We start from the raw sequence: 13,177 nt of genomic DNA on the forward strand, positions 1-13,177 counted from the left end.
GCTTTCTTTTTAAAAGAAAATTCTAAACACAGCATTTGGCGTAAAGCCTAGAGAAAATCGTTGAATTACTTGTTCTAAAATCACTTCAAGTTCTTCAGGAGTTGATCCAGTAGTCCCAGGAACTGCTATCCCTCCATCATCTAAGGGTTTACGTTCTGCTTTGTATATCAAATTTAAAGGTTTTATCCTATCGTAAATATTTAAAAATGATAACCCCAGCTGCGCCTTTAATCTATTATTACCCGTTTTTATAGCGAAGTCATATAATATTGAAGCATCTAGCCTATGAAAATCGGGCAATTTATCGCTATTAACGGATCCAAAATTAACTACACCCGCATTTTCACCATCGGCATCAATTTCAATTACGTAACTATTAACAGGGGTAATTGGTTTTCCTGTTCTAAATTGCCATCCCAGAGAAAATTGCCATTTTTCGAGTTGCAATGTATTTGAAATTCTAAAAGAGTGTGTGATATCATTGTTTCCGGGAAACTCAAATGGAGTCGCGGCCAAATTAGGAAATTGAAACGTAATATCATTATACGTATATCCTGTCCATATTTTGTAATTATCCCATCGATATTTTAATAAAACGTCTACTCCTTTTATCGTACTATCCCCTTCTTCTAAATTCTCTAAAGGATTACTAAAACCACTGGTAAATGTTGTTAAACCATCAAGTTCTTTATAATAGGCATCGATATCAATATTTAGATTTTTATAATGATATAATAACCCTCCAGAGATTTGATTACTACTCAATAAAGGAAATTGTTGATCGTCTGATAAACGCCATAATTCATTTTCTAAACGCAACTCGGTATGATTAAACTCTACCAATTGAGAAATGGGTTGATTTCTTCTTTCTACAGCAGTTTTAACCCTAAAACGATCTCCTAACGGGTATTCTAAATTGACACGGGGTTCAATTAAAAACTCATCAAGAGAACTATAATGTACTAATCGAAGTCCGGCATTAATAAATCCTTTATTTTTGAAATTAAAGGTATACTCCCCAAATAATGCATTTTGAAGGTTTTCATCATCTTGACCAGAGCTTTCAAATTCGGCATCAACCGGATTTTCTTTACTGATTACTATATCTAAATCGGTATACGAAAGTTCATACCCCAATGTAAGTTTTTGGGTTTCTTTGATTGCCAATGAAGAAGTAAATTTTAGCCCTAAATCTAAAATATCGTTTTTGCGAATATTAATCTCGGCAAGATCCAAAATACCATCATCAGTCTCATCCTTTATCTCATCGTTTTGATAAAACGAATTATATTCAGCAAAATATGCAGTAAGTTTTTGTTGGTATGTATCGCTTGATGTATACTTCCAGTTAATACTAGCTCCTTTGTTTTGGGTTATCAACGAATCTACAACAAGTTCTTCACCTCCGGTAAAATCAAAATCCAAGCGATTTCTGGTATATAAACCACTAAGCGAAATACTGTTTTTAGCATTAGGTTTTACAATAAACTTAGCATTGACATCGGTAAAAGAAAAATCATTATTACTGGTATCACGGCTAAAATCATCATCAGTTTCTAGTTCTAACACATTACCATTAACGTCTCTTGCGACTCCAAAATTTGTAAAAATCTTATCAGCATAGCTAATATACGTTGGTGTTTCTAATACATCGGCATATGATCTTCTGGCAAAAGCATATACTGCAGTTTTTTCAGATAAAGGTGCTTTTACATATCCATTTATAGCTAGACCATCGATCTCAAATCCTCCTTCGATGTTTTGAGGAATATCTTCTCCACTAGAAATATCAATAATCCCCGAAATACGATCTCCATAACTAGCACTTGTACCTGATCTAAAAATGGTTGCAGTTTTTGTAGCGAAGGGATTGAATAATGAAAACATCCCATAAAAATATCCTGTGTTATATAACTTGATATCATCGTACAAAATCAAGTTTTGATCTGGTGACCCCCCACGAATCTGAATCCCCGTTGCAGATTCGTCTAAAGTTGAAATCCCTGGAATTAATTGGATACTCTGTGATATATCTGGACTTACCAATCCAGGTAAAATTCCTAATTTATCAGAGTCTAACGAAATTGATCCGTCCTTATTTCTGTCAATACCTGAGGTTACATATCCTAAAACTACAACCTCATCAAGAGCAGAAGACAATGGATCAAGTTGTATATTTTGACAAGGATCACCAACTTTAATAACCATCTCTTTGTCATCATATCCAATAAAACTTAGTTTCACATTTTCGGTCGCCAGACTACTATCTTGCACACTAAAATATCCATTATCATCTGTTGTGGTATTTAGATCAGCATTGATAATTACGGTAACATATGGTAATGCTGTATTTGTATCTGAATCGAAGACATAACCACAAATCACTTTTTTCTGAGTAATAATAACTTGTTTAGTGGATACTTTTTCAAAAATAAGATCGCTTTGTATGCTTAATACTGGTAATAAATCATCAATAGAGGTTTCTTGTTGAGATATTGTAATGGTTTTTGAAGCGATAACATCTTGAGAATACGAAAAAAGAATACCCGTTTTTGATTCAATATCCAGTAGCACCTCTTTAAGTGGTGTATTGGTATATGTCACTGTTAATTTTTCTTGGGTATAACATAATGCAGACACAAAAAGTGCTGCAATAAGCATTAGACGTTGGTTCATAAATAATATGGTAAACAGGTTTATTGCAAATATACGATAGTTTTATCTTCAGAAAGGGTATATGAAATGCCCATTGGGGTTAACGTTGACTTTAGTGCTTTTTCAAGATCATCATGTAAAAAACTTCCGGTAAACAGCCTTGTTAGATCTATATTCTTGTTCTGAAAAGTGACATTGTATTGAATTTGAATTTCACCTAAAACTTCTTGTAAAGGCTTCTCTTTAAATACACTAATACCGTTCATCCAGTTCGGGATAGTTTCTTCAGTTTTTTCATTAACAACTTTTGCTTCAGAGAGCACTATCTTATCATTTTCTTTTAAGATATGATATTCTTCTGAGGAGATTTTATCAAAACGAACCGCTCCTTCAAAACAGTTTACTTCAAAAGTTTTGGTTCTGGTTTTGATATTAAATTTGGTACCAAGAACGGATATATCTCCGTACGTGGTTTTCACTACAAAATCTCCACCTTTCTCGACTTCAAAATATGCTTCTCCTTTCAGGTTAACTTCGCGATCATTCAACCAAAAAAAACGTCTATGCGTTACTTCAGAATCTGAATTGAGTTGTATTGTTGATCCATCAGGCAAGGTTACCGCTAATTGCTCGCCATACGCTGTAGTGTAACTTTTGGTTGTGTTAAACAATCCAAACACTCCTAATACAACCACTATAGAGGCTGCAACAGCAAGCCACGCACTACGAGTTGATGTTCGTTTTTTACCAAAGGTAATTTGTTCTTTGGTTTTAATAAGTGCTTGTCTTTTATCTACAGGCGGTGCTTTAAAATTTTGAGCTACTTGATTAATACGATTAAATTCTTTGTATGCATCTGATTTTTTAAACTCAGATAATTCTTCCTGGCTCAACTCTCCAGCAACCCATCTTGCTATATATGTCTTATCTGATTCGTACTTTTCCATATCGGTTTAGAAAGTATTCACTTTCGGTATTTTATTCATAATTCTTTATCCTGCAATTTTCTCCCATTCAATTATAATACAGGTGAACAATGAATTACCCTATTTTTTTTAAATTTTTATATCCTCTCCTAATAATTTCTTTAGATTAATGAAGGCATTACTCATTCTTCTTTCTACCGCTTTTACCGTAATATTAGTGATTTCTGCGATCTCTTTATACGTTTTTTTATCGATTCTACTTAGTAAAAAAACTTCACGTTCTTTTTCGGACAACTGTGAGATAGCTCGTTCTAATTTGATTCTAAATTCTTCAGTTTCCAAAACAAAATCGGGGCTTTCGTGATCTTTATCATCTCTAGGCATAGCTTCATATCGTAGTACCACTTTTTTATGAGCAAATTCATTCAAAAGTGCATTATTACATATCTTAAAAATGAGGGATTTTGCGGTTTCGTAGATAATATCTGCACATTGTTTCCATAATTTCACAAAAGCATCTTGTACAATATCTTCAGCTTGCTGTATATCTCCACACTTATAGTACAGATAATTTCTTGCCGATTCAAAATGTGTATTGAATAGGGTATCGAAATTTTTTTCTTCACAAACAGATTGCTTTTTTTCGGGCATGGGGTTTAAAGAATTATGAAATATTCAAAGCTATTAAAAAAACAGAAAGCTAGAACATTTTAATGGACCTTATTTCCTTACATCTATTATAAACTATTGTTTTTCAATGGTTTTTAAATTTTTGTAGGGGTATTTGTAGGGGTAGTTTTTAACCTATATAAACGTATCAGTGTGTACTTTTGGATCGTTACCCCCAAAAACTTTATCATTATGAACCCGAATACCCAACCTACAACTTTTCTAAAATTCGTACGATCATTCTACGCTCTAACCAAGAATGAATTATAAACCTAATTCTCATCAATTTTCGAAGCTCTAAAAAAAATGCAACTAAAAATAGGGTATTCTAAAACTTGGCTGTAATACATATAACATGATAAAACTGTGATTTTATTATTAAAAGCTGAATAAACATTTTTAAGCCCCTTATCTATGAAAAAACTATTACTATTCTCGGTATCATTACTAACTTTTTGCGTCTATTCACAAACATTTACCGAACTCAATACCGCCAATTTAACCGATCTTTTTCTCAGCTCAGCAGCCTGGGGGGATTATGATAATGACGGAGACTTAGATGTATTACTCACCGGATTGGATTCTTATGCATCCAATCGTAGATATTCCAAAATCTATACGAATAATGGAGGTACTTTTACAGAGCTTACTTCTGCCAATTTACCAGGAGCGGATAACGGTGCTGTAGCCTGGGGAGATTATGATAATGATGGGGATTTAGATGTTTTATTAGCAGGTGGTTTATTCGCGATAACAAAAATCTATACCAATACTAATGGCACTTTTACCGAACTTACGACAGCCAATTTACCAGGAACTGCTGGAGGTTCAGTAGCTTGGGGTGACTATGATAACGATGGAGATTTAGATATTTTAATGACAGGAGGGACCTCAAAAATATATACCAACAATGCAGGAGTATTTACAGAATTAACTACCGCGAATTTACTAGATCTTGATGACAGCTCGGCTGCTTGGGGTGATTATGATAATGATGGAGATCTGGATGTATTGCTAACAGGATATACTGGAAGTGCAGATGTCTCAAAAATCTACACCAACAACAATGGCGTTTTTGAAGAACTTTTAACAGCTAATTTAATAGGAGTTTCCTATAGTTCAGTCGCTTGGGGGGATTATGATAACGATGGGGATTTAGATATTTTAATGACAGGGTTTACAGGAAGTACAACAGTTTCCAAAATATACACCAATACAGCTGGTACTTTTACTGAGCTTGTTACCGCAAATTTACCCAATATACAACACAGTTCTGTGGCTTGGGGAGATTATGATAATGATGGAGATTTAGACATTTTACTAACCGGAGTAAATGGAAGTACGCGTATTACAAGAATATATACTAATACCGCAGGAACTTTTTCTGAATTAGTGTCGGCAAATTTACTAGGAGGACAATATGGTTCGGCAGTCTGGGGCGATTATGATAATGATAACGATTTGGATATTTTAGTTTCTGGTATTGCAGGAGATGATACTAACTTTTCAAAAATATATACTAATAACATAGTTACTCCTAACACACCACCTACTGCACCTACTAATCCTACGGCAGTAGTTAATGGAAATGAAGTAACCTTAAGTTGGACCGCCAGTACCGATGCAGAAACACCCAGTAACGGATTAAGTTATAATGTATATATCAAGGATGCTTTGACAAGCTCAGCATACAGCGTGAGTCCTATGGCCCAGGAAAATGATGGTTGGCGTAAACTCCCAGCTATGGGTAATGCAGGACAAAGCACTAGCCGTAAATATATTTTCCCTCCAGTATGTACTGCCAATTACACCTTTAAGGTACAAGCTATAGACCATAGTTTTGCCGGGTCTGCCTTTTCTGCTGAAGGAAGTTTTAGCACAGTAGATACTACCAATCCTACCATAGTAACCCAGGACATCACCGTACAGCTAGATAGCTCAGGAAATGCAAGTATCACTACAACAGATATAGACAATGGCTCTTCAGATAACTGTGGCATTCAATCTATGAGTTTAGATACTACTACATTTGATTGTACTCATATTGGAACAAATACAGTGACCTTAACGGTAACCGATATTTATGGGAATTCTGATACTCAAAACGCAACAGTAACCATTGAAGATAATGAACTTCCGATGGTAATTACTCAAAATATTACCCTACAGTTAGATACCTCAGGAAATGCAAGCATTACACCGGCACAAATAGACAATGGCTCCTCAGATAACTGTGGTATTCAATCGACAAGCCTGGATATGACTGCATTTAACAGCACCCATGTAGGAGCCAATACAGTAACACTAACCGTTACTGATGTCAATGGAAACTCAAATTCCAGAACTGCTACGGTAACCGTACAAAACATATTCGAAGAGCTTACTACAACAAATATACCAGATGTTTTCCAAAGTGATTTAGCCTGGGGAGATTATGATAATGATGGAGATTTGGATCTATTAGTAACTGGTAAAAAATCAATTTCTGTATTTATCGATCCTATTTCAAAAATATATACCAATAATGGTGGTGCTTTCACAGAGTTAGCTTCCGCTAATTTAGAAGGAGTACAGTCAGGTTCTGTAGAATGGGGGGATTATGATAACGATGGGGATCTAGATATACTTCTAACAGGTTTAGGTGTTGGAGATGTTAATGTAGCAAAAATATATACCAACAATGGAGGTACGTTTACTGAGTTAGCGACAGCTAATTTACAAGGAATCGCCTATGGAGATGTAGCCTGGGGAGATTATGATAATGACGGAGATTTGGATATCGCATTGAGTGGAGGTAGGATCTCAAAAATATATACCAACAATGAAGGGATTTTTACTGAACTCGCTTCAGCAAATCTACCGGGATTATTTAGTGGTGCTTTAGCTTGGGGGGATTATGATAACGACGGGGATCTAGATATATTATTGACTGGATATACTGGAAGTTTAGATATCTCTAAAATATATACGAATACTAATGGAGTTTTTACAGAACTTACCTCTGCAAGTCTAACAGGAGTATCGTACAGTTCGGCAGCTTGGGGAGATCATGATAATGATGGGGATTTAGATATTTTGTTATCAGGATATACGGGAAGCGCTTGGGTCTCTAAAATATACACCAATACCGCGGGGAGTTTTACAGAACTGGCAACTGCAAACTTGCTTGGAGTACAAGAAGGTTCAGCTGCCTGGGGGGACTATGATAATGATGGAGATTTAGACGTATTAATAACAGGTACAGGTGGAGGTGCTTCAACCAGAATATATACGAATACTGCAGGTGTTTTTACCCATCTTATTACTGGTAATTTGCCAAATATAACAGTTAGTGATGCCGTTTGGGGAGATTATGATAATGACGGAGATTTAGATATAGCAATGGCAGGAGTTACAACCAGCTCGTTTACTTCAAAAATTTTTACTAATAATAGTACCATTGCCAATACTGCTCCTACAGCACCTACCGATCCGGTAGCAGTGGTAAACGGAGATGAAGTAACCTTAAGTTGGACTGCAAGTACAGACGCTGAAACGCCAAGTAGCGGATTAAGCTATAATGTGTATATAAAAGATGCTTCGACAAGCTCAGCATACGAAGTAAGTCCAATGGCACAGGAGAACAATGGTTGGCGTAAACTACCTGCTATGGGTAATTCTCAGCAAAACACCAGTTACAGATATAAACTTTCTTCAGCTTGCACTACTAATTATACCTTTAAAGTACAAGCGATAGATCATAGTTTTGCCGGATCTGCTTTTTCTTCAGAAGGAAGTTTTAGTACGGTAGATGCAACTTTGCCAACGGTGGTAACTCAAGATATCACGATACAATTAAATGCTTCAGGAAATGCAAGTATCACTCCAGCTCAGATTGATAATGGTTCCTCAGACAACTGTGGCATTCAATCGATGAGTTTGGATATCACATCTTTTGACTGTATGAATATTGGAACAAATACGGTGACCTTAACCGTAACTGATGTAAATGGAAATTCAGATACCAATACGGCGATTGTAACTGTAGAAGATAATATCAATCCGATTCTAGTAACTCAAAATATAACTGTTCAGTTAGATGCCTCAGGAAATGCAAACATTACTCCTAATCAAATCGATAACGGTTCATCAGATAATTGTGGCATTCATTCCATGAGTTTAGATACTACTTCATTTGATTGTACTAACATTGGAACCAATACAGTAACTTTAACTGTAACCGATGTAAACGGAAATTCAGATACTCAAACTGCAACCGTAACCATAGAAGATAAAATCGTACCAACGGTGGTAACTCAAGATATCACAGTACAATTAAATGCATCTGGAAGTGTAACTATTACTCCGGCTCAAATTGATAATGGTTCTTCTGATGCATGTGGAATTCAATCGATGAGTTTGGATGTTACTTCATTTGATTGTACCCATGTGGGAACGAATACAGTAACCTTAACCGTAACCGATGTAAACGGAAATTCAGATACTCAAACCGCAACCGTAACCCTAGAAGATAAAATTGTACCAACGGTGGTCACTCAAAACATCACCGTACAATTAGACGCATCTGGAAGCGTAACTATTACTCCGACTCAAATTGATAATGGTTCATCGGATAATTGCGGTATTCAAACGATGAGTTTAGATACCACCACTTTTGATGATACAAACTTAGGAGCTAACATAGTGACTTTAACAGTAACCGATGTACATGGAAATGTTTCTCAACAAACCGCAACCGTAACCGTACATTTAGACTGCCTTATTGATGAGTTACTTGATAATAATTTTCAGCTTCAGGTTTCTAATGAGACATGTAGTGATAAAAACAACGGGGTCTTAAGGATTAGCACAATAGAAGACTTTAATTATATCGCTACTCTTAACGGAGAAACCTATGCTTTTACTGATAATCTTATCGTAACAGACCTAACACCAGGTGTTTATCCTATTTGTATTAGTATCGAAGGAATTAAGGGGTGCGAAAAATGTTATGAGTTTGTTATTGAAGAAGCTCCTGTGCTAGAAGGAAAAACTACAATGGACAAAAGTAACAATACAGTAGCTGTTGACATACAATCAGGTACTGCTCCATATACAGTAACTCTTAATAACAAAGTAGTGGGCGAATATCACACCAATAGTTTTGCAATAGATGCTAAGAATGGAGGGGCGGTCGAAATATTTTCAAGTAAAGCTGCTTGCCAGGGTAAATTATCAATGACCCTTGATGAATTAGCTAATATTAATGCATATCCTAACCCCACAAGGACTAATATAACCCTTAGCATACCTAATGCAATAAGTGATACCATAGCCGTTGAGGTTCATAACGCACTGGGAATGATCATATCTTCTGGGGTGTATGATATCATTGCAAATAAAGTAGAGCTACCAATGCAGGCTTTACCCACAGGAATATACTTTGTGACCATCAACCAGGGAACTTTAAAAACATTGAGAATCGTAAAACAATAAATATAAATATCCTTCCCCTTGCTTTTATCTGAAGCGAGGGGAATCAAACAACTATTAAACAGCAAAGTAAACACCTTTAGTTCTTTTTTGTCAATTCTTTAAAAAAAATTGCAAATAAAAATAGGGTATCCTGAAACTTGACTGTATTAGAATAAGAAACAACAATTAAACAATTAATTTTTATAAACCCCTTATTTATGAAGAAACTACTACTATTGTTATTAGCGTCTTTTTGTTTTGCTTATAACACACAAGCACAATGTGGTCCTGGACAGGACACTACGCCTCCAGTCTTTGGTGATGCCGGAGACGGGACTATGGCCAACCCTTTTAAGAATTTATTACAAACCACAGTGGGTAGTGTTCCTAGCGGAACCTACTATTTTAATTTTAATGGAAGTACTTTTCAAGGTGTCTTAGACAATGACACCGATGGTGGCGGTTGGTTAATGATTCTTAACTATGTACATGTTGCAGGTGATAATTCTAACTTAACGGTACGTAATACCGACTTACCCTTATTGGGATCTTCTACTTTAGGAGATAACGAAGCCGGAACTGCCACTTGGGGCCATATGGGGAATGCCCTGGCTGCGGCCATCGATTTTGAAGAAATGCGATTTTATGGAGCCACTACAGGGCACAGTCGTATTATTGATTTCAAAACCAGTTATACTAATGTATTGAATTATGTAAAGACAGGCTCAGGTTCTTTTTCAGGAATAAATAATACCAGTAATTTTACAATTCTACCAAATCATACCGCTTTTATACCTGCTCAGGCATCTAGCGTATTTACAAACGAAGGAGATTTAGCACTAACTAATTTTCCGTTCTGGAGATCAGGAAGGTATCATTGGGGAATTAGAGGTGCTGGTAATCGCTGGGAAGTAGACGATTTTGCAGTAAATGCTGCAAGTACAATCCATAGAGTATGGGTTCGTGGGGATCTTTCACCATCAGGTACAACTACACTAACCGTTACTTTAGATACAACAGGGAACGCTACGGTAACTCCAGCTGATTTTGGATTAACAGCTACCGACAATTGTAGTACTCCAAATCTTAGTTTAAGTCAAACGGATTTTGATTGTACCCATATCGGTAATAATACTATACAACTAACGGCTACCGATGATCAAAACAACAGTACAACAATAGATGTTACTGTGGTGATCGTTGAATCTGCTCCTGTAATCACTAATGATATATTCGTTAATATAGAGTTAGATGAAACAGGTAATGCTACAATTACATTAGCCGATCTTAATGCAAGCGCAACTGACGATTGTGGGTTGCAAAGCCTTACATTAAGTCCAACAGATTTTGACTGTAGTGATGTTGGCCCGCCTAATATAATAACACTAACTGCTACCGATACCAACGGAAATGTAAGTACTGCTTCAGTAGTTGCATTTATTGATGATCCTATTGATCCGGTAATAGAATGTGTAGCTCCTTTTACGTTAGAATTAGATGCTACAGGTAATGCTATGATTACAGAAGATAACATTCTTTCAAGTGCAACAGATAATTGTGCTATCGATCGTGTTCGATTTGATAAAAGTACCTTTACTTGTGCCGATTTAGGAGACAATACAGTAACGGTAACGGTTTTTGATCGAAACAGAAATAGAGTAACATGCACGACAACAGTTACGATTACATTGCCATCATGCCCTTCTGACTTTACTTTAGAAAGTGATACTGATGCATGTGGCGCAGTGTATAATTATCCATGTGCCAGTAATGTTACTGCCGGACCTGCTAGCGGTACACTTTTACCTGTTGGAAGCACTACCACATTTACATATGACAGTTTAGATAATGAGGGCAATACGGTACAGTGTAGTTATGATGTAACCGTTGTGGATACCAGAGCCCCGTTATTTAATACAAAAGATGCGACTCTTACACTGGCAAACTTTGAGGATACGGTTACTGTAACTCCTCAAGACGTTATTGGCGAAGATCCTCTTGCTCGTGACTATACTGTAGAAACTTCAGGAACATTGGATCGTGTAGATATTAGTACTACAGGAACCGAGGTAGTTTTAGACGATGATGAACTAACTGCAGCACTACCCATAGGTTTCGAGTTTGGTTTTTATGGAAATTTATATACTGAATTTTATATCTCATCAAACGGTTTTATCACATTTTCGGATGACGGAGATGATGGATGTTGTAATGGACAATCCTTACCAGATACTAGTACACCAAATAATCTTATCGCTTTCGACTGGAATGACATTGACCCTGAAAGTGGAGGAACCATGCATTATGAAACTATTGGAACTGCACCAAATCGAATCCTGATTATGGATTGGGATAGTGTGACTCATATTGATGACGATAATGATATTACAACAACCCAAGTAAAACTGTTTGAAGGAACAAATCGTATCGAGATTCATACTACTAATATTCCACTAACCGGAGACGATAAAACGCAAGGATTGGAAAATATAGATGGTACAGCAGCTATTATTGTCCCTGGCCGTAATGCAGCGAATTGGGGAGCTACCAATGATTATGTTGCTTTTGTACCGACTAGTGCAGTATTTGATAACTGTGGAATCGATACGATGGAAGTATCTCCTAATACCTTTAATATTAGAAATACTGGAGACAATATCGTAACGCTTACCATTACCGATGTTAATGGAAATGTTTCTGAACGAACCGCTACGGTACGTGTAACCGGAGATTGTTTTATCGATACTTTATCAGATAATAACTTCCAGATTCAAGCTTCCAATGAGACTTGCGTTGATAAAAACAATGGTATTTTAAGTATCGATGCTGTAGAAAACTTTAGTTATATGGCAACACTTAATGGCCAAGCGTATCCTTTCAACTCTAATCTTGTTATACCAGATTTAGCACCAGGCACTTATCCTTTATGCGTTGGTATTGCAGGAATTGAAGATTGCGAAAAATGTTATGAATTTGTAATCGAAGAAGCTGCTGCATTAGAAGGTAAAACAAGTATAGACAATATCAACAACAAAGTATTTGTTGACATCCAATCGGGTACTGCCCCATATACAGTAACTATCGATAATCAAGTAGTTGGCGAATATAACACCAATAGTTTTGAGATCGATGTTAAAACCGGAGGTGTTCTTGAAGTATTTTCAAGCAAAGCTGCCTGCCAGGGTAAATTATCAACAACTATTGGTAATCTAGGAAATATAAACCTGTACCCTAACCCAACTAAAGCCAATGCAACACTAAGCATCCTTAATGCTGATAGTAGCACCATAGCTATTGAAATTCATAATGCATTGGGAATGACCGTATCCTCTGGAGTATATGATATCAAAGCTAATAAAGTAGAGTTGCCTATGCAGTCTTTACCATCCGGAATATACTTTGTCACCATTAATCAAGGCACTTCAAAAACCTTAAGAATTATTAAACAATAAATAAAATAATGTTCCCCTTGC

General features: G+C 36.2%; 5 protein-coding genes. 2 read left to right on the plus strand and 3 right to left on the minus strand.

Going from position 1 to position 13,177, the window contains the following annotated elements:
• Positions 1–9: 9 nt before the first annotated feature.
• From JJQ60_RS19255 to JJQ60_RS19265, 3 genes are all read right to left on the minus strand, one after another.
• On the minus strand, positions 10–2,676 hold the full coding sequence (locus tag JJQ60_RS19255; RefSeq protein WP_201924006.1) for a TonB-dependent receptor: 2,667 nt from the start codon (positions 2,674–2,676) through the stop codon (positions 10–12).
• Positions 2,677–2,696: 20 nt separating this feature from the next.
• Positions 2,697–3,602, minus strand: coding sequence for a FecR family protein (locus tag JJQ60_RS19260; protein WP_201924008.1), 906 nt, complete (start codon positions 3,600–3,602; stop codon positions 2,697–2,699).
• Between the two features lie 108 nt (positions 3,603–3,710).
• Complete coding sequence (locus tag JJQ60_RS19265; protein WP_201924009.1) at positions 3,711–4,232, minus strand: RNA polymerase sigma factor; 522 nt, start codon at positions 4,230–4,232, stop codon at positions 3,711–3,713.
• A 432-nt stretch (positions 4,233–4,664) separates the two neighbouring features.
• On the opposite strand from JJQ60_RS19265, the gene JJQ60_RS19270 reads away from it, so the two are divergent.
• Positions 4,665–9,725 (plus strand): FG-GAP-like repeat-containing protein, encoded by a 5,061-nt coding sequence (locus JJQ60_RS19270; RefSeq protein ID WP_201924010.1) that lies wholly within the window; start codon positions 4,665–4,667, stop codon positions 9,723–9,725.
• A gap of 197 nt (positions 9,726–9,922) precedes the next feature.
• Positions 9,923–13,156: a T9SS type A sorting domain-containing protein gene (locus tag JJQ60_RS19275; RefSeq protein WP_201924011.1), complete on the plus strand. Its 3,234-nt coding sequence runs from the start codon at positions 9,923–9,925 to the stop codon at positions 13,154–13,156.
• Positions 13,157–13,177 lie beyond the last annotated feature (21 nt).

Origin of the sequence: Aquimarina mytili (genome assembly GCF_016735115.1) — a bacterium.
GTDB lineage: Bacteria > Bacteroidota > Bacteroidia > Flavobacteriales > Flavobacteriaceae > Aquimarina > Aquimarina mytili.

Excerpts from the sequence above, each read along its gene's own strand:
- JJQ60_RS19255 (WP_201924006.1), bottom strand. The coding sequence starts at position 2,676 with ATGAACCAACGTCTAATGCTTATTGCAGCACTTTTTGTGTCTGCATTA.
- JJQ60_RS19265 (WP_201924009.1), bottom strand. The coding sequence starts at position 4,232 with ATGCCCGAAAAAAAGCAATCTGTTTGTGAAGAAAAAAATTTCGATACC.
- JJQ60_RS19270 (WP_201924010.1), top strand. The coding sequence starts at position 4,665 with ATGAAAAAACTATTACTATTCTCGGTATCATTACTAACTTTTTGCGTC.
- JJQ60_RS19260 (WP_201924008.1), bottom strand. The coding sequence starts at position 3,602 with ATGGAAAAGTACGAATCAGATAAGACATATATAGCAAGATGGGTTGCT.
- JJQ60_RS19275 (WP_201924011.1), top strand. The coding sequence starts at position 9,923 with ATGAAGAAACTACTACTATTGTTATTAGCGTCTTTTTGTTTTGCTTAT.